Raw genomic sequence first — 15,375 nt, forward strand, 5'->3', positions numbered from 1 at the left:
TCCCCTCCCTCCGTGCCGCCCTTCGGGGCTCACGGCCATTTCACGACCGGGGGCATGGAGGAGAGAATGCTCTCCACGTTGCCGCCCGTCTTCAGCCCGAACACCGTGCCGCGGTCATGCAGCAGGTTGAACTCGACATAGCGGCCGCGCCGCACGAGTTGCTCCTCCCGGTCGGCCTCGGTCCACGGCGTTCCCACGTTGCGCCTGACAAGCTCGGGATAGATGTCGGCGAAGGCGCGCCCGACATCCTGGGTGAAGGCGAAGTCCGCATCCCGGTCGCCGCTGTCGAGATAGTCGAAGAAGATGCCGCCGATGCCGCGCGGCTCCTTGCGGTGCGGCAGGTAGAAGTAGTCGTCGCACCAGGCCTTGTACCGGGCATAGTCGGCGACGGAATGCGGCGCGCAGGCCGCCTGCATGGCAGCGTGAAAGGCGAGCGTGTCCGGGTCGTCCTGCTTGCGGCGGCGGTCGAGAACCGGCGTCAGGTCGGCGCCGCCGCCGAACCACATCCGCGTCGTCGCCACCAACCGGGTGTTCATGTGGACGGCCGGGACGTTGGGATTCACCGGATGGGCCATCAGCGAGATACCGGTCGCGAAGAAGCGCGGGTCGTCGCTGGCGCCGGGAATCTGGGCGCGGAACTCGGGGGCGAACTCGCCATAGACCGTCGAGCAATGGACGCCGACCTTCTCGAAGACGCGGCCCGCCATCATGCTCATGACACCGCCGCCGCCGTCACGGCCGGTATGGTCGGTGCGCGTCCAGGGCTTGCGACGAAACCGGCCGGCCGGCGCCGGAGAACCGGTCAGTTCATCCTCGAGGGCCTCGAGGCGGGCACAGATGTCGTCGCGGAGCGCCTCGAACCAGGAGCGGGCGCGGATCTTGCGCTCCGACAGGTCGGGCGGCAGCGGCGATGGATCGGGACGCGGAGCGTTGGTCGTCTTCATGGCGCGCGATCTAGCGCCCTCCGGCCTTCGCCTTCAAGCCGGTCAGAAGGCGACACAGGCGCGGCGCGTCATGATGCCCACCGATTCCTGCGCGAAGCGGCGGCGGTAGGCGGAGGCGACCTCGGCGAGGCGCGGCAGGTCGCGCGCCTCGTCGCCCAGCACGATCAGGATCACCTTGCCCGGCTCGCGCACCAGCCGGCCGTCGGCCTGCCGGTACTGGCCTCGGCTGTCGGTGATGGTCAGGCCATTGGGAAAGCGGGGTGTCACCTCGGCATCGACGAAGCGTCGGAAGGCGGTCTCGGTGACACCGACGCGCCCGCCGATGTTGCGGCCGAACAGCAACTCCGCGACCAGACGCTCGCGGCCACCGGGCGGGCATGCCGGCGAGGTCGTCGTCACGCAGCCCGAGAGGCCGACAGCCAGCGCGACGAGCGCAACCGCCCGCGGCACGATGACCCGGCCCTTCACAGCCGGGCGGTCTCGTACCAGAAGCGCTCGATGCTCTCGGCCAGTTGGCGATAGCCCTCGAAGGAGCGCGGCTTCACCACATAGGCGTTGGCGTGGTTTCGATAGCTGCGATCGACGTCCTCCTGCCGCTCCGAGGAGGAGAAGATGAGGGTCGGCAGTCCCTGGGTGGCATCGCCGGCGCGGATCCGTCCGAGCACGTCGTAGCCATCCATGCCCGGCATGTTCAGGTCGAGCAGGACGAGATCGGGATGGAAGACCGGGATCGCGGCCAGTGCCGCCTCGCCGGAGTCGGCGTGGCGGATGTCGAACGACGACGCGGCTCCGTCGAAGGCGTTGCGCAGGAACAGGACTTCGTTGGGATCGTCATCGACGATCAGCAGCTTCCGACCCGGCATCTGCATCCTCTCCTCCGGTTCCTCGCGTCTTGTCCGCACGCCGACGCGGCAGCGTGAGGAGGAAGCGTGCGCCCCGCGACCACTCCTTGTCGAGCCAGATTTCGCCGCCGTGGCTCTCCACGATGCGGCGGCACAGGGCGAGCCCCAGCCCGAGTCCGGGATAGCGGCTCTCGTCGCGGTGCAGGCGGCGGAAGATCTCGAAGATCCGGTCGGCATAGGTCCCGTCGATGCCGATGCCGTTGTCCTCCACCGAGATTTCCCAGAAGCGCCCCGCCGGACGCGCGCGGATCTTGACGACGAGCGGTTCCTCGCCGCGGTACTTCACCGCGTTGCCGATGAGGTTCTGGAACAGTCGGATGAGAAGTCCCGCGTCCCCGGTCACGGTCGGCAGGTTGAAGGTCTTCACTGTCGCGCCAGCGGCCTCGATGTCCGCACCCAGCAGGGCCACGGCGTCCGCCGCGACGCGCGCAAGATCGACATCCTCCTGCTTCACCGAGGCGTAGGCGACCTGCGTGTAGGCGATAAGGCTGCGGATGAGGCGCTGCATGCGCTCGACGCTCGCCATGATGCTGGCTGCATAGCCCGCCGCCTGCGGGTCGCTCTCGCCGACGCGTGACTTCAGCATGTCCGAGAACATGTTGATGTGGCGCAGCGGCGCCTGCAGATCATGCGACACAATGGCCGAGAACTGCCGCAGGGCCTCGTTGGACTGGTGGAGCCTTGCCTCCTGCTCCTGCCTCTCGGTGTCGTCGCGAACGACGACCATGATGTTGGGCTCGTCCGGCCCGACGCCCTCGAGGCGGCTGTACGCCGCCTGGATCCACACCCAGTGACCCTCCTTGTGGCGCAGCCGGTGGATGCTGAAGCCGAGGTCTCTCCCCTCGCTGATGGCCTGGTTGATGGTGTCCACCCGCGCCCAGTCGTCGGGGTGGACCAGCATGGCCGGCCTGATCTCCCGCATCTCCTCCGGCGAATAGCCGAGCAGCTTGCGGGCGGAGGGGGATGCATAGAAGACACGGCCCTCGGCGTTGCGCAGGATGATCAGGTCGCTGGCGTTTTCGGCGAGCAGCCGATAGCGCTCCTCGCTCGCCTTGAGTTCGACCCCGCGCTGCTCGACCCGCTGCTCCAGTTCCCGGTTGGCGCGCGCCAGCGCCGCGGACTGGAGGTGGAGCCGGACGGAGGCCTGGGCGAAGGCCTCGCCAACCCGGTTGACCTCGGCGATCTGCGTCTTCGGCACGACCGTGAGCTGCCCTCGGCCCACAGCCGTCGCGGCGTCCGTCATTGCACGGCTTGCGGAGGCCAGCCGGCCGACGATCAACCATGCCATCCCAACGGCTAGCGTGAGCAGAAGCACGGCGGTTGCCGCCATCCATCCCAGCGACTGCCACAGCGAGCGGTTGAGGGCCGTCACGTCGACGCCGAGCGTCAGCAGCCACCCCGATATCGGCGAGCGGATGTAGAAAGCGGACACGGGGATGCCGGTGGCATTGGTGCCGCGCCAGTTGCCGCTGGTGCCGACGGCCGCCGTGAAGGCGGGCAGCGGGCGCCCGACCAGTTCGGCATGCCGTTCGGACCGGGCGATGATGAGACCGGAGCGGTCCGACAGAGAGGCGGAGTAGGGAGCGCGGACGCCGAACTCCGTCATCACGCGCGAGAAGACGTCGGGACTGAAGGTTGTCGATATCAGGTGGGCGACCTCGCCATTGCGGATCACCGGCAGGAAGATGGCCACCGCATAGGTGCCGGTGCCCCGGCTGACGAACAGGTTGGAGAAGACCGGCGCCTTGAGCGCGATCGCCTCCTGCATCGGCTGGATCATCGGCCAGTTCGGCAGGGGCATTCCCCGGGGCACGCTGGTATCGACCACGATCTGGCCGTCAAGGCCGCGCAGCCGGATCTCGATGCCGAGGCCGGAGAACTCGCGCGCCTGATCGTCGAACGCAAGAAAGTCGCGCTGGTCGATGGTCGGCGAGGTCGCAAGGACCTTCAGGATGGCGAGGCGGGACGACAGAAGCCGGTCGATCTCCGCCGCGACGTTCTCCGTGCGCTGCAGGCCACCCGCCTCGAGCCGGGCGCCCTCGGCCTGTGCATAGCGCCAGGCGAGCAGACCGGCGAGGAGCAGCAGCGGAATTGAGAGAGCCGCCGCAAAGGCGGCGAGGTAGACTGCGAGCGAACGTTCCTTCACCGCATCGTCCAAGACCATTCCCTCCATCCGCGTGTGATTCGCGGGATGTTTTCGGGAAGTCTAGCACCGGTGCGGCGCGCGCTCTCCTGGTCTGGCGTGTCGGGGATCAGTCTGCGGACTTGTCCGGTGCGCCGCAGAAGATGTCGTAAACGACGCCGATCACCCGTCGCACGTCGTCGCTCGCGAGACTGTAGTAGATCGTCTTGCCGTCCCTGCGGGTCGTGACGAGCCCCTCGAGCCGCAGGCGCGCCAGCTGCTGCGAGACGGTCGGCTGCCGCAGGGCCAAGATTGTTTCCAGCTCCCCGACCGAGCGCTCCCTCTCGGAGAGGAGGCAGAGCAGAAGCAGGCGGTTCTCGTGCGCCAGCGCCTTCAGGAAATCGCTGGCATCGCGGGCCTTGCCCATGAGGCTCTCGATGGCCGGGGACCTGCCGTCCTGGGCGGCGAAAGCTCCGGCAATTGCTGCAACGCCCGACGACATCGATCTCACCTCACTGAAGCCCGATACGTTGGAGCAATCCACGCAAGAGGCATGCCGGTGCTGCCCACCGACATATTCCGCGATCCTAAATAATCCTTCGGATGCGGTTTCGTAACCCGGTCCACGCGAAAAGCGCGAGCCCCGAAGTCGCGGCGCATTGAGGACGTGACGGCGCACTGAGGCAGATCAAGGCCGCTGGCCCCGGTCTGTGCCAGTCACTATCCTCTACGTCGACCAACGACAGGCGGCCTCCGCCCCGGCGGTGCCCAACAATCGGGAAAGCCCATGCGCATCCATGTCCTCGCCGCCGGTGTGGCCGTTGCTCTCGCCGCGGCGTCTCCGTCCCTCGCCCAGACGGCCGGTGACCCGGCTGCCGGCGAACGCGTTTTCGCCAGCCAGTGCCGCGCCTGCCATCAGCTTGGCGAGACGGCGCGCAACCTTGTCGGCCCGCAGCTCAACGGCCTTTTCGGCCGCCGGGCGGGATCGGTCGCCGGCTTCAACTATTCGCCGGCCTACAAGACCCCGGCGGTCGCCGAAAAGGTCTGGGCGGAAGACAACTTCGCGACCTACATCCGGGATCCGCGGACCGTCACGCCCGGCACGCGCATGGTGTTCGTCGGAATTCGTGACGAGGCCCAGATCGCCAATCTGACCGCCTTCCTCAGGCAGTTCGGCCCGGACGGCAAGAAGCAGCCCTGAGACACCGCGGCGCGCTCCAGCCCTCAGCCCGCCACCGGCGTCTTGCCGGCCGGTGCGCAGTCCTGATGCCCGCCGCCCTGTGTCGATCCTTGGATCGTCCGAGAGTTGCGACAGCAACAGGGAACCGGAGGCAACGTCTTCGAAAGCTCGTCCCTGTCAACCGAAGAGACTTTCACACTACGGTCGTCGCAGTTTTCTCACATGGAAATTTGATCTGGAAATGCCGTCAGATCGCAGGGCGGCCTGTTGTCTCGTCTCCCCCCAGACTGTAGTCTGGTAACGATGCGCCAGGCCTTTCCTGGCGTTGCGGGCTTTTCATCGCGTTCCTGAAAATCCTCACGTTGCTGGCCGGAGACGGACATGCGGCAATTGACGCGCCTCATGATCATTGACGACGAACTGCATGACATCGGCTTCATGCTGCAGTTCTTCGAGGAGCGTATCCCGGACTGCGCGTTCGAGACCTTCAGCTCCGCCGAGGAGGCGCTGGCGCGGCTGCACTTCGCCGAGGCGCGCGGCGACAATCCGGTTCTCATCGAGGACCCCGACATCATCATCCTCGACCTCAGGCTCGGGGCCATGGACGGGTTCGATTTCCTGAAGGCGCTGCGGGGCGATGAATCGACACGTCACATCCCGGTGGTCGTCATCTCCGGCGACACGGCGCGGCCGGCCGTCGACAAGGCCTATGAATGCGGCGCCAACGCCATGTTCCACAAGCCCGTCTCGCTCGACGGCTACCGGGCCATGATCGGCTCGATCGTCGACTACTGGCAGAGAACCGCACGTCACGCCGCAGCCTGACCGGCTCGAAGCTGCGGCCGACACCAGAGCCGACCGCCAACCCTTCCGGCGTCATCCCCTGCATTGCCGGTCGAGCGGCTTGTCCCGCGGCCGGTCCTGTTGCATGAGCGTTCGATCGTTCCCGGAGCCTGTCATGACCCGCACGTTCCTGCCCCTCGTCGCCCTCTGTCTCCTTCCCGTCGCCGGCGAGGCGCGCGATGCCGGCTGCCGCATCGAGCAGGCCGGGCGCGTGGTGCTCGACCGCACCTGCGATTTCGCACCCGACGGGCGCGACGGCTCGTTCACCCTGTCGCCGCGAGGCGGCGCGCAGGGAGCGCTGTTCGGCAACATGTCCATGGTGTCGGTCTCGGTCATCGAGCCGGGCCTCGCCGAGGTCCGCGGCCTGACGCGCGACGGCATCAATTCCCGCTGGGGCACGGCACGCCGGTCGCAGCGCGATGGCGCCTGCTGGCAGGGCGACGATTTCAGGATCTGCGCGCGCTAGAAATCGCCCGCCAGAGCGGAGCCAGGCTGCGCTTAGTCGGCCGCCGTCGGCATCGGCTCGTCGGCGGCAAGGCCGAGTTCGCGCGCCACCGAACGCATGATTTCCATCTGCTGCGTCGTGACCTCGGTCTGAAGGCTGTCGTCGAGGGCGATGTCGATCGCATAAAGCGGCAGGTTGCCCTCGATCAGCGCCATGACGCGGTCGGAGGCCGGCTGCCCAGGCTGGGACAGGATGGCGCTCTCGTAGGTATCGACCGTGCAGACGCGCGCGCCGGACGTCGCGGATGCGATGGGGGAGAAGGCTGCCACGAGGGAGATGATCCCCACCGCGGCGCCCAGTGATCGGAGCCCTGTCATCGGTGTCGTTCCCAGCCTCACGGCTTTCGCGACAAAGGGCGCGAAAGCCGATGCAATGACGGGAAAACGCGACAGAGGCGCGGAATGTTCCTATAGCTGATTAGCTTGACCAAATTTGCCGGCACTCGCTAGAGTTGAATATTCTCGCTTTTGCTCTGAGAGGGTGTTGGCATGGGTTTCATCCTTCTTCCGATTTTCCTGATCATTGGACTGCTGCAGATTTGGCTCGGCTTTGCGGGGATCGAGCATCACCTCGGCGCTATAGCCGCTGTCATCGCCGTAGTCGCCGCAATCTTACTTCGATTTCTGCTGCCGCTGACAATTGGAAGTTATTTTGGAGCCGTCAGTGTAATGGGCTGGCCCTGGTGGGTTGGAATACTGATTGCTGCGCCAGGGCTCGTTTTCATTGCACCTGCCATGGTGATGACAGCGTTGGAACCCATCCTGTCACGACGCAAATCCTAAGGCCTGCTGTGCATTGCTTAGGGCGTGTTTATCCGGCTGTCTTCGATAGCCAAGGAGCTTGGCTGGGTCGCTAGGATTCGAACCTAGATAGCGGGTACCAAAAACCCGAGTCCTACCATTAGACGACGACCCAAGAGCCTGCTGCAGGGCATCCGGCACGCGGGCCGGGCGAAGCAGGAGCGGCGGACCATAGCGATGTGATCCGCCGGGTTCAACGCCAAGCTGCGAAGACCCCGCGCGGGTTCGACCCGCCTGTGGCGCAACATCCAGACACCTGCCGAACGGCGGAACACCCGGCAGTGGACGGGCCTCCGCCTCCTGCACTAGGTTTCGGCCCCAACGGCCGGCCGTCAGCCGGCGACGCGGAATGCCCCGGAGGACACCATGCTCGGTCTGATGCAGGACTGGCCGCTGCTCATCTCCAAGATCATCGACCATGCTGGGATGTATCACGCCCAACGCAAGGTGATCTCGCGGTCCATCGAGGGGCCGATCGTCGAGACCAACTACGCCGCCATCCGCCGCAACGCGCTGCGCGTCGCCAAGCGACTGGAGAAGGACGGCATCACGCTCGGCGACCGCATCGGGACGGTGGCCTGGAACACCTGGCGCCACCTCGAGGCCTGGTACGGCATCACCGGCGTCGGCGCCGTCTATCACACGCTCAACCCGCGCCTCTTCCCCGAGCAGATCGCCTGGATCGCCAATCATGCCGAAGACCGCATGATGCTGATCGACCTGACCTTCGTGCCGCTGCTGGAGAAGCTGCAGGACAAGCTGCCGCTGGTGGAGCGCTTCGTGGTGCTGACCGACGGCGCGCACATGCCGCAGACGAGCCTGCGCAACGCGGTCGCCTACGAGGACTGGCTGAACGAGGTCGATGACGACTTCGCCTGGAAGAGCTTCGACGAGAACACCGCCGCCGGCATGTGCTACACCTCCGGCACGACGGGCAACCCGAAGGGCGTCGTCTATTCGCACCGCTCGAATGTCATCCATTCGATGGTGGTGAACAATCCGGACATGTTCGGCCTGGCGTCCAAGGACGTCATCATGCCGGTGGTGCCGATGTTCCACGCCAACGGCTGGTCGCTGGCCTTCACCGCCCCGATGGCGGGGGCGACCATGGTCATGCCCGGCGCCAAGATGGACGGCGCCTCGATCTACGAGCTTCTCGACACCTGCAAGGTGACCCATTCGGCCGCTGTTCCGACGATCTGGCTGATGCTCCTGCAGCACCTGGAACAGCACGGCCTGAAGCTGCCCCACCTGCACAAGACGGTCATCGGCGGCTCGGCCTGCCCGCGCGCCGTCACCCAGACCTTCCGCGACGTCTATGGCGTCGAGGTTCTCCACGCCTGGGGCATGACGGAGATGAGCCCGCTCGGCACGGTGTGCTCGCTGAAGCCCGAGGTCGCCGGCCTCACCGGCGACGCCTGGCTCGACATCAAGGAGACGACGGGACACCCGCCCTTCGGCGTCGAGATGAAGATCGTCGATGACGAGCGGCATGAGCTGGCGCGCGACGGCAAGGCCTTCGGCCGCCTGATGGTGCGCGGTCCCTCCGTCGCCGGCGCCTATTTCAAGGGCGAGGGCGGCGAGATCCTCGATCCGGACGGCTTCTTCGACACCGGGGACGTCGCCTCCATCGACGCCAACGGCTACATGCGCATCGTCGACCGCTCCAAGGACGTCATCAAGTCAGGCGGCGAGTGGATTTCCTCCATCGACCTGGAGAACCTCGCGGTCGGCCACCCCGACGTGGCGGAAGCGGCGGTCATCGGCGTCGTGCATCCGAAATGGGACGAGCGGCCGCTGCTGATCGTGGTGCCCAAGACCGGGCGGACCCCGACGCGCGAGAGCGTTCTCGCCTTCATGGACGGCAAGATCGCCAAGTGGTGGATGCCCGACGACGTGGTGGTGGTGGACGAGATTCCGCACACCGCGACGGGCAAGATCCAGAAGACGACGCTCAGGGACCAGTTCAAGGCCTACCGCTTCCCCGCCTGAGGCGCGGCTTGAGCCTTCGCGCAATCCCGCCGGCGCAATGCCGGCGTGGCGCTGAAACGATCCTGCCGCTAGCATGCCGAAGGTTCGCCGCCGGAGGATGCCATGACCGATGCCGCTCAGCCTGGACCGTGGGGGCCGCGCTCCGCCGCCGCCGCCATGGCCGCGGCCGAGCAGGCGGCCGCCCGGCCGTCGGTTCCCGCCGTTCCGACGGCGGGAGCGCCGGTGCCGCCGGCGACCCGGATCGGCTTCACCGGTCAGGCGGGAGAACTGCTCGGGCTGCTGGTGCGGGGCTTCCTGCTGCAGGTCGTCACGCTCGGCATCTACCGATTCTGGTTCATCACCGAGGTACGCCGCTACTACTGGGCGCACAGCTTCGTCGGCCCGGAGGACGTCACCTATACCGGCCGCGGCATGGAACTCCTGAAGGGCTTCCTCATCGCCCTCGCCATCCTCGTGCCGATCCAGGCGGCCTCGTTCTTCGTCCTCCTCGGCGTCCCGCAGGCCGAGTTCGTCGTCTCGGCGACGGTCTTCGTGCTCTACCTGCTGCTCGGCCAGTTCGCCGTCTATGCCGGGCGGCGCTACCGGCTGACACGGACCTCGTTCCGCGGCCTCAGGCTGCGCATGACCGGATCGGCCTGGGCCTATGCCTTCCGCGCCTTCGGCCTCTGGCTCATCGTCATCGCCACCCTCGGGCTGGCCCTTCCCTGGGCGGCGACCGCCATGGAGCGGATGAAGATGCGCGCGACCTGGTACGGCGACGCGCAGGGCGATTTCGTCGGGACCGCCGGCGATCTGTTCCGGCGCGGCATCCTCATCTGGCTGCTCGCGCTCGGCCTGCCGCTCCTGGTGGTCATGTCGGTCGCCCTGTCGATCCCGCCGGACCTGTGGAAGAGCCTGTTCAATGCGGCAGGCAGCGGCACGCTCGACAAGCACCCGGCCGCCGGCATGATCATCATCGCGCTGAGCTCCGCCGGCATCCTGTCCGTGGCCATCCCGGTGCTACTGTTCCCGGCCTTCCAGGCGGTCCTGTTCCGCTGGCGGATGAACGGCGTCAGGATCGGCGGCGCGTCGCTGTCCTCGACCTTCACCATCGGCACCTCCTACGGCGTCTATATCATCGGCGGCCTTGCCATTTTCGGCGTTCTCATCGTGATGGCGATCGTCGGGGCGATCGTCTTCGGCGGCATCGCAGCGGCGATCTTCGCCAGGGGCACCCCGGCGCTGGACTCGCCGGTGGCGGGCGTCACCGGCGTCGTGCTGCTCGTGCTGGCCTATATGGCCTTCTTCGGCATCCTATGGATCGCCAAGCAGCTTCTGATCGACCTCAGGCTCTACCGGGTCCGCCTCGCATCGCTGACGGTGCTGAACCTTGCGGCGCTCGACGGCGTGAGGGCTCACAACGTCAACGCCTCCGCCATGGGCGACAGCCTCGGCGATGCGGTCGATTTCGGGTTCGGTGTCTGATGCCCAGCGTCGCCGCCATCTACTACGACGGGATCGTCAGCCGCCGCCACGCGGTGGAGGTGTCGCTTCATCCGGAGGGGCTGGCGATCTTCTCCGCGGAAGGCGCCGTGATCGCCACATGGCCCTATGCCTCCGTCCGCAGGATCGAGGGCTTCCGCGGCGCGGGCCTTGCCGTCACGCGGCAGCAAGATCCAGGCTCGACCACCGAACCGCGGCTCGAGATCGCCGACCCGGCCTTCGCGGCGGAGCTCGCCGGCCGCGCGCCCCTGACGCTCACCGGCTCCGCCGCCTCCCGCAAGGAACGCCGTTCGGTAGTCGTCTGGGCGATCGCCGCCGTCATCTCGCTACTGGGGCTCGCCTATTTCGGACTGCCGGCCATTGCCGGCCGCATCGCGCCGCTCGTTCCGGCGAGCGTGGAAATGCGCCTTGGCGCATCCATGGATCCGCAGATCAGGCGCGAGTTCGGCGGCCCCGGCGGGATGAAGACCTGCTCGGCTCCGGCCGGCGTCGCTGCGCTCAACGAACTCGTCTCCCGCTACGAACGGCATGCGAACCTGCACGTGCCGCTGCGCGTCGTCGTCATCGACCATTCCATGGTCAATGCCTTCGCGCTGCCGGGCGGATACGTCTACATCATGCGCGGGCTCATCGCGCGGGCGCGCGGGCCCGACGAGGTCGCCGGCGTGCTCGGCCACGAGATCGGCCATGTCCGCTACCGGCATGGCCTGCAGTCGGCGATCCAGAGCGGCGGCCTCGGCTTCCTGCTCGGCACGGTCTTCGGCGATTTCGCCGGAGGCACCGCCATCCTGCTCGCCTCCCGCACCCTCTTGAGCAGCGCCTTCTCGCGCGAGGCCGAGCGCGAGGCCGACACCTTCGGCGTCGACCTGATGCTGAAGGCCGGCGGCAATCCGGAAGGGCTCGCCGGCTTCTTCCGCTCGGCGGGAGGCGGCGGCCCGCCCGGCGCGCTCTCCTGGATCACCAGCCATCCCGCCAGCGCCGAACGCGAGGAGGCGATCCGCCGCATGGCCCGCGACCGGCCGATCGTGGCGCCGGCCCTCAGCCCCGCACAGTGGCAGGCGCTGCGCGACATCTGCCAGACCACGAGCTGAGGCGGGACCTGCATCGCATGCGCCGCCCCCTGGTCGAGCCGACCTCCCGCCTCGCCGTCTGGAGCCTGCGCCTGACGGCGGTCGGCATGGCCGTCCTGCTGATCGCCGTGCTCGCCGCCCGCTCCGACAGGCTCGACGGCGCCCAGGCCGTGACGGCTTTGACCGTTGGCCTCGGCGTGGTCGGCGCGGGAGTCCTCGCGGCCATTCTCGCCGGGGTCCTCATCTGGTTCACCGGCTATCGCGGGGGACGATACGCGGCCGCCGCGATAATCCTCGGCATCGCCGTCTCGGCCTATCCCGTGACCCTCGCCGTCATCGGCTGGCGCCTGCCGGCCATCGCCGACGTGACGACCGATTTTGCCGATCCCCCCACCTTCGCCATCTCCGCCATGGCCCGGCCGCGGACTGCCAATCCCGCCACATACGACGCCGGCCTCGCGGCGACCCAGCGACGCATCTATCCGGAGATCAGGCCCATCGAGATCGACCTCCCGGCCGAGAGCGTCGGCGAGATTGTCACCGACCTGGTCGCGGCGCGGCGTTGGACGGTGCTCGACCAGGTGGACTACCACGGCCCCGACCGCGAGGGCCGCATCGAGATGGTGACGCGATCGGTGGTGCTCGGCCTGCGCGACGACATCGTCATCCGCATTCGCCACGTGAATGGCAGGTCCCGCATCGACATGCGTTCGGCGGCACGCTACGGACGGCAGGATTTCGGCGTCAATGCGCGGCGGACCATCGCCGCGCTGGACGAGATGCGGGCGGCGGCGCGACGGGCGCAGCGCGAGCGATAGGTGACTTGCAATGAGCGTCAGGGCTGCGACCGTTCCCCTCCACGAGGACGAGGTGATCGAGGGCATCCGGCGCTGGGTGTCCATCGAGAGCCCGACCTATGACGCGGCCGGCGTCGAGGCCGTTCTCGACGCCGTCGAGAAGGATTTCGAGGGGCTGCCGGTCACCCTCGACCGGCGCGAGGGGCGGGACGGCTATGGCGGCATCCTCAAGGTGTCGTCGGCGGAGCCCTCCAACGAGAGGCCGATCCTCGTCCTCACCCATATCGACACGGTTCACCCGAAGGGCACACTCACCGGCCGCCTGCCCTTCCGACGCGACGGCGACCGGCTTTACGGGCCGGGCCTCTACGACATGAAGGGCGGCGCCTATCTCGCCGTCGCCGGCTATCGGGCGCTGGTGCGGGCCGGCGTGCCGACGGCGCGGCCGGTGACCTTCCTGTTCACGCCGGACGAGGAGGTCGGCAGCCCGACCTCGCGCCAGGTCATCGAGGAGGAGGCCGCAAGAGCCGCCTATGTCCTCGTCACCGAGCCGGCCCGCGACGGCGGCCGTATCGTTACCGCCCGCAAGGGCGTCGGGCGCTTCACCATCGCGACCCACGGCCGACCGGCCCATGCCGGCGCACGCCACCAGGACGGCCGCAGCGCCATCCGCGAGATGGCGCACCAGATTCTCGCCATCGAGGCCATGACGGACTATGCGCGCGGCATCACCACGACCGTCGGCCTGATCAAGGGCGGCACGGCGGCGAACGTGACGCCCGAGACGTGCTCGGCCGAGATCGACCTGAGGGTGCCGGACCCGGCCGTCGGCGAGGAGATGGTCGCGCGCCTGCTCGGCCTCAAGCCGGTCGATCCGGACGTCACCATCACCATCGACGGCGGCATCAACCGGCCCGCCTACCCGAAGACGGCGATGATCGTCGACATGCTGGAGAAGGCGAAGGCTGTCGCCCATGCGGTCGGCTTCGACCTTGCCGACTGCCCGATGACGGGCGGCGGCTCGGACGGCAACTTCACCGCTGCCCTCGGCGTCCCGACCCTCGACGGCCTCGGCATCGACGGCGCCGGCGCGCACACCCTCGAGGAGTACGGTCTGGTTTCCTCGATCCTGCCGCGTTCGCGCCTTCTTGCAGGCCTGATGGAAACGCTGAGGTAACGCCCATCCGCTAAGACTATGCGCCGCATCAACGAACCGAGAGGCGTCGCATGGCCGAAATGTGTGGCAACTGCCGGAACTTCTTCGAACCGCGGGGTGGCGGCCTGTGCCGTGCTCATCCGCCCGTGGCGCGCGAGGATGGATCGGCGCGCTGGCCATCCGTCGCGCGCAGCGACTGGTGCGGCGAGTACCGCGTCGCGCCGCCGCCGGAGAACCCCGGCATCCGCAGGCTCGTCACGGCCTGACGCCGGTCACGGGACGGTCGACGACCAGAACAGCAGGTAGACAAAGAGCACGAGCATCGCCGCGGCGAGGCTTGTGACCAGCACCGCCAGAACCGGCCGTCCGAGCGGACCGCTGCGCACGGTGTCGGCCCTCATCACCTGGGGGCCCGGCGCATCATAGGACGGCGGCGGCTGCTGCCTGTTGTCCGGCTCGACGATCTTGTTGTCGACGATCTTGGAGTCGGTGTCCGCCATGGCTCTCTCCTGCGTGTGATGCAGGTCGAACGCATGGCGCGTGCCCGGAGTTCCGCGGCCCGTCGCGGACGCTGCCTGTGGCCAGGACCCGAAGGCGCTCGTCTCAGGGTGCAGAATCCGGCCCGCAAGGCTCGCCGGTCGGCGACGCGGGGCGCTGCTCGTGCCCGCGCAGGCGGAAGGTCGCGCTCTCGGCTTCCATGTAGGCGGCGTTCAGGTTGAACGTGCGGATCACCAGTTCCTTGACCCCGCGGATGAGGGTGAGCTTGGTGTCCGCATCGAGGGCGCTTCCGTCGAGCAGTTCGGCGGCCCGGCCTAGCGACTGGGTGGCCTCGGCGAAGGCGCGCACCACCTGCGCGCGGCCCGCTGCAACGCCCGTTTCCGGCTCACGCCGCGAAAACAGGTTCACGACCTTGGAAGGGGGTGGGTGGATGGACGCCATCGCAGCAATCTCCTCGTCGCTTCCCTTTGCCTCTTTCATGGGCATGTAAGGTGTCAAATATTGCTGCACCCTGTGAAAGACTGGTTAACGCAGCGCTCCCCTTGCGACAATTCCTTGCTACAAATACCGATACAAGCGGGATTTTTCGGTGTCTATACTCCAGGCAGCGAAAGGCGCCCTTCAAGGCCCCCGCATCAAAGCACCATCCCTCGCCGTGGCTCCGTTCCGGCAAGGACCGACGTTCCTCCTCGCGAAACGAAAAAGGGCGGCCCTGAGGCCGCCCCTTTCGTTCACGAAGCCGTCGAAAGACCGAAAGGCCTTCCGCTGGTCGGAGTGGCAGGATTTGAACCTGCGACCCCCACGTCCCGAACGTGGTGCGCTACCAGACTGCGCTACACTCCGCCTCGCGAACAGGCCGCGTGTATAGCGGCGCGCCCGGCGGTGCGCAACCCCATGGCCGCTGTCTTTGCGGAGCTTTTCCCGCCGTCTCGACGCGGCGTGCTCCGCTCCCCTAGATTGGGGCCGAGGCTGTGTGAAAACCCGCGCTGTGATAGCCTTCGATAGCTGCTTCGGAGGTGCCGGATGGGACGTTTCGTCGAGGCGACTGATCGCCACCAGCCTTCGTTTCTGCCTCCCTGCCTCG

General features: G+C 67.6%; 18 protein-coding genes and 2 tRNA genes. 10 read left to right on the forward strand and 10 right to left on the reverse strand.

The annotated features are described in order from the left end of the window. Nucleotides 1–29: 29 nt before the first annotated feature. The 5 genes from hemF to ACJ4V0_RS04940 all read right to left on the reverse strand — a co-directional run bounded on the left by hemF (nt 30) and on the right by ACJ4V0_RS04940 (nt 4,470). On the reverse strand, nt 30–944 hold the full coding sequence (hemF, locus tag ACJ4V0_RS04920) for an oxygen-dependent coproporphyrinogen oxidase (RefSeq protein WP_448298440.1): 915 nt from the start codon (nt 942–944) through the stop codon (nt 30–32). A 42-nt stretch (nt 945–986) separates the two neighbouring features. Further along, entirely contained in the window at nt 987–1,412 is a 426-nt protein-coding gene (locus ACJ4V0_RS04925) for a DUF3574 domain-containing protein (RefSeq protein ID WP_448298441.1), read from the reverse strand. Beyond that, nucleotides 1,409–1,807 (reverse strand): response regulator, encoded by a 399-nt coding sequence (locus ACJ4V0_RS04930; protein ID WP_448298442.1) that lies wholly within the window; start codon nt 1,805–1,807, stop codon nt 1,409–1,411. The genes ACJ4V0_RS04925 and ACJ4V0_RS04930 overlap by 4 nt, the downstream gene beginning before the upstream one ends. Then, entirely contained in the window at nt 1,776–4,010 is a 2,235-nt protein-coding gene (locus tag ACJ4V0_RS04935) for a sensor histidine kinase (RefSeq protein WP_448298443.1), read from the reverse strand. Before ACJ4V0_RS04935 ends, ACJ4V0_RS04930 begins: the two co-directional genes overlap by 32 nt. 88 nt (nt 4,011–4,098) lie before the next feature. Further along, nucleotides 4,099–4,470: a metalloregulator ArsR/SmtB family transcription factor gene (locus ACJ4V0_RS04940; protein ID WP_448298444.1), complete on the reverse strand. Its 372-nt coding sequence runs from the start codon at nt 4,468–4,470 to the stop codon at nt 4,099–4,101. A 285-nt stretch (nt 4,471–4,755) separates the two neighbouring features. Here ACJ4V0_RS04940 and ACJ4V0_RS04945 point away from each other — a divergent pair, with 285 nt between their 5' ends. The 3 genes from ACJ4V0_RS04945 to ACJ4V0_RS04955 all read left to right on the forward strand — a co-directional run bounded on the left by ACJ4V0_RS04945 (nt 4,756) and on the right by ACJ4V0_RS04955 (nt 6,457). Further along, a complete protein-coding gene (locus ACJ4V0_RS04945) occupies nt 4,756–5,169 on the forward strand; it encodes a c-type cytochrome (RefSeq protein ID WP_448298445.1) in 414 nt (137 codons plus the stop codon). Nucleotides 5,170–5,529: 360 nt separating this feature from the next. Beyond that, a complete protein-coding gene (locus ACJ4V0_RS04950; protein ID WP_448298446.1) occupies nt 5,530–5,973 on the forward strand; it encodes a response regulator in 444 nt (147 codons plus the stop codon). 133 nt (nt 5,974–6,106) lie between these two features. After that, complete coding sequence (locus ACJ4V0_RS04955) at nt 6,107–6,457, forward strand: hypothetical protein (RefSeq protein ID WP_448298447.1); 351 nt, start codon at nt 6,107–6,109, stop codon at nt 6,455–6,457. 32 nt (nt 6,458–6,489) lie between these two features. On the opposite strand, the gene ACJ4V0_RS04960 is transcribed toward ACJ4V0_RS04955, so the two are convergent. Next, complete coding sequence (locus tag ACJ4V0_RS04960) at nt 6,490–6,813, reverse strand: hypothetical protein (protein WP_448298448.1); 324 nt, start codon at nt 6,811–6,813, stop codon at nt 6,490–6,492. 171 nt (nt 6,814–6,984) lie between these two features. Here ACJ4V0_RS04960 and ACJ4V0_RS04965 point away from each other — a divergent pair, with 171 nt between their 5' ends. Next, nucleotides 6,985–7,278: a hypothetical protein gene (locus ACJ4V0_RS04965; protein WP_448298449.1), complete on the forward strand. Its 294-nt coding sequence runs from the start codon at nt 6,985–6,987 to the stop codon at nt 7,276–7,278. A 59-nt stretch (nt 7,279–7,337) separates the two neighbouring features. Here ACJ4V0_RS04965 and ACJ4V0_RS04970 read toward each other — a convergent pair. Next, nucleotides 7,338–7,411, reverse strand: a tRNA-Gln gene (locus tag ACJ4V0_RS04970). Nucleotides 7,412–7,662: 251 nt separating this feature from the next. Here ACJ4V0_RS04970 and ACJ4V0_RS04975 point away from each other — a divergent pair. The 6 genes from ACJ4V0_RS04975 to ACJ4V0_RS05000 all read left to right on the forward strand — a co-directional run bounded on the left by ACJ4V0_RS04975 (nt 7,663) and on the right by ACJ4V0_RS05000 (nt 14,059). After that, nucleotides 7,663–9,288 (forward strand): long-chain-fatty-acid--CoA ligase, encoded by a 1,626-nt coding sequence (locus ACJ4V0_RS04975; protein WP_448298450.1) that lies wholly within the window; start codon nt 7,663–7,665, stop codon nt 9,286–9,288. A gap of 102 nt (nt 9,289–9,390) precedes the next feature. Further along, nucleotides 9,391–10,752, forward strand: coding sequence for a DUF898 family protein (locus tag ACJ4V0_RS04980; RefSeq protein WP_448298451.1), 1,362 nt, complete (start codon nt 9,391–9,393; stop codon nt 10,750–10,752). Then, nucleotides 10,752–11,861 (forward strand): M48 family metallopeptidase, encoded by a 1,110-nt coding sequence (locus tag ACJ4V0_RS04985; RefSeq protein WP_448298452.1) that lies wholly within the window; start codon nt 10,752–10,754, stop codon nt 11,859–11,861. The genes ACJ4V0_RS04980 and ACJ4V0_RS04985 overlap by 1 nt, the downstream gene beginning before the upstream one ends. 17 nt (nt 11,862–11,878) lie before the next feature. Next, the gene (locus tag ACJ4V0_RS04990) at nt 11,879–12,658 is read left to right on the forward strand and encodes a DUF1499 domain-containing protein (RefSeq protein ID WP_448298453.1); all 780 of its coding nucleotides are present in this window, start codon (nt 11,879–11,881) and stop codon (nt 12,656–12,658) included. A gap of 10 nt (nt 12,659–12,668) precedes the next feature. Next, nucleotides 12,669–13,814: a M20 family metallopeptidase gene (locus ACJ4V0_RS04995; RefSeq protein WP_448298454.1), complete on the forward strand. Its 1,146-nt coding sequence runs from the start codon at nt 12,669–12,671 to the stop codon at nt 13,812–13,814. 50 nt (nt 13,815–13,864) lie between these two features. Then, nucleotides 13,865–14,059: a hypothetical protein gene (locus ACJ4V0_RS05000; RefSeq protein WP_448298455.1), complete on the forward strand. Its 195-nt coding sequence runs from the start codon at nt 13,865–13,867 to the stop codon at nt 14,057–14,059. A gap of 6 nt (nt 14,060–14,065) precedes the next feature. On the opposite strand, the gene ACJ4V0_RS05005 is transcribed toward ACJ4V0_RS05000, so the two are convergent. From ACJ4V0_RS05005 to ACJ4V0_RS05015, 3 genes are all read right to left on the reverse strand, one after another. Next, nucleotides 14,066–14,293, reverse strand: a complete 228-nt coding sequence (locus ACJ4V0_RS05005; RefSeq protein WP_448298456.1) for a hypothetical protein — start codon at nt 14,291–14,293, stop codon at nt 14,066–14,068. 103 nt (nt 14,294–14,396) lie between these two features. Then, nucleotides 14,397–14,777: a hypothetical protein gene (locus ACJ4V0_RS05010; protein ID WP_448298457.1), complete on the reverse strand. Its 381-nt coding sequence runs from the start codon at nt 14,775–14,777 to the stop codon at nt 14,397–14,399. Nucleotides 14,778–15,057: 280 nt separating this feature from the next. Next, a tRNA-Pro gene (locus ACJ4V0_RS05015) sits at nt 15,058–15,134 on the reverse strand. Between the last annotated feature and the right edge of the window lie 241 nt (nt 15,135–15,375).

Source organism: Phreatobacter aquiterrae, from assembly GCF_053471285.1.

Bases quoted from the DNA above. Each gene is read 5' to 3' on its own strand.
- ACJ4V0_RS04985 (WP_448298452.1), top strand. From the start codon at position 10,752: ATGCCCAGCGTCGCCGCCATCTACTACGACGGGATCGTCAGCCGCCGC.
- ACJ4V0_RS04995 (WP_448298454.1), top strand. From the start codon at position 12,669: ATGAGCGTCAGGGCTGCGACCGTTCCCCTCCACGAGGACGAGGTGATC.
- ACJ4V0_RS04930 (WP_448298442.1), bottom strand. From the start codon at position 1,807: ATGCCGGGTCGGAAGCTGCTGATCGTCGATGACGATCCCAACGAAGTC.
- ACJ4V0_RS05005 (WP_448298456.1), bottom strand. From the start codon at position 14,293: ATGGCGGACACCGACTCCAAGATCGTCGACAACAAGATCGTCGAGCCG.
- ACJ4V0_RS04940 (WP_448298444.1), bottom strand. From the start codon at position 4,470: ATGTCGTCGGGCGTTGCAGCAATTGCCGGAGCTTTCGCCGCCCAGGAC.
- ACJ4V0_RS04955 (WP_448298447.1), top strand. From the start codon at position 6,107: ATGACCCGCACGTTCCTGCCCCTCGTCGCCCTCTGTCTCCTTCCCGTC.
- ACJ4V0_RS04935 (WP_448298443.1), bottom strand. From the start codon at position 4,010: ATGGTCTTGGACGATGCGGTGAAGGAACGTTCGCTCGCAGTCTACCTC.
- ACJ4V0_RS04945 (WP_448298445.1), top strand. From the start codon at position 4,756: ATGCGCATCCATGTCCTCGCCGCCGGTGTGGCCGTTGCTCTCGCCGCG.
- ACJ4V0_RS04975 (WP_448298450.1), top strand. From the start codon at position 7,663: ATGCTCGGTCTGATGCAGGACTGGCCGCTGCTCATCTCCAAGATCATC.
- hemF (WP_448298440.1), bottom strand. From the start codon at position 944: ATGAAGACGACCAACGCTCCGCGTCCCGATCCATCGCCGCTGCCGCCC.
- ACJ4V0_RS04990 (WP_448298453.1), top strand. From the start codon at position 11,879: ATGCGCCGCCCCCTGGTCGAGCCGACCTCCCGCCTCGCCGTCTGGAGC.
- ACJ4V0_RS05010 (WP_448298457.1), bottom strand. From the start codon at position 14,777: ATGCCCATGAAAGAGGCAAAGGGAAGCGACGAGGAGATTGCTGCGATG.
- ACJ4V0_RS05000 (WP_448298455.1), top strand. From the start codon at position 13,865: ATGGCCGAAATGTGTGGCAACTGCCGGAACTTCTTCGAACCGCGGGGT.
- ACJ4V0_RS04965 (WP_448298449.1), top strand. From the start codon at position 6,985: ATGGGTTTCATCCTTCTTCCGATTTTCCTGATCATTGGACTGCTGCAG.
- ACJ4V0_RS04980 (WP_448298451.1), top strand. From the start codon at position 9,391: ATGACCGATGCCGCTCAGCCTGGACCGTGGGGGCCGCGCTCCGCCGCC.
- ACJ4V0_RS04950 (WP_448298446.1), top strand. From the start codon at position 5,530: ATGCGGCAATTGACGCGCCTCATGATCATTGACGACGAACTGCATGAC.
- ACJ4V0_RS04960 (WP_448298448.1), bottom strand. From the start codon at position 6,813: ATGACAGGGCTCCGATCACTGGGCGCCGCGGTGGGGATCATCTCCCTC.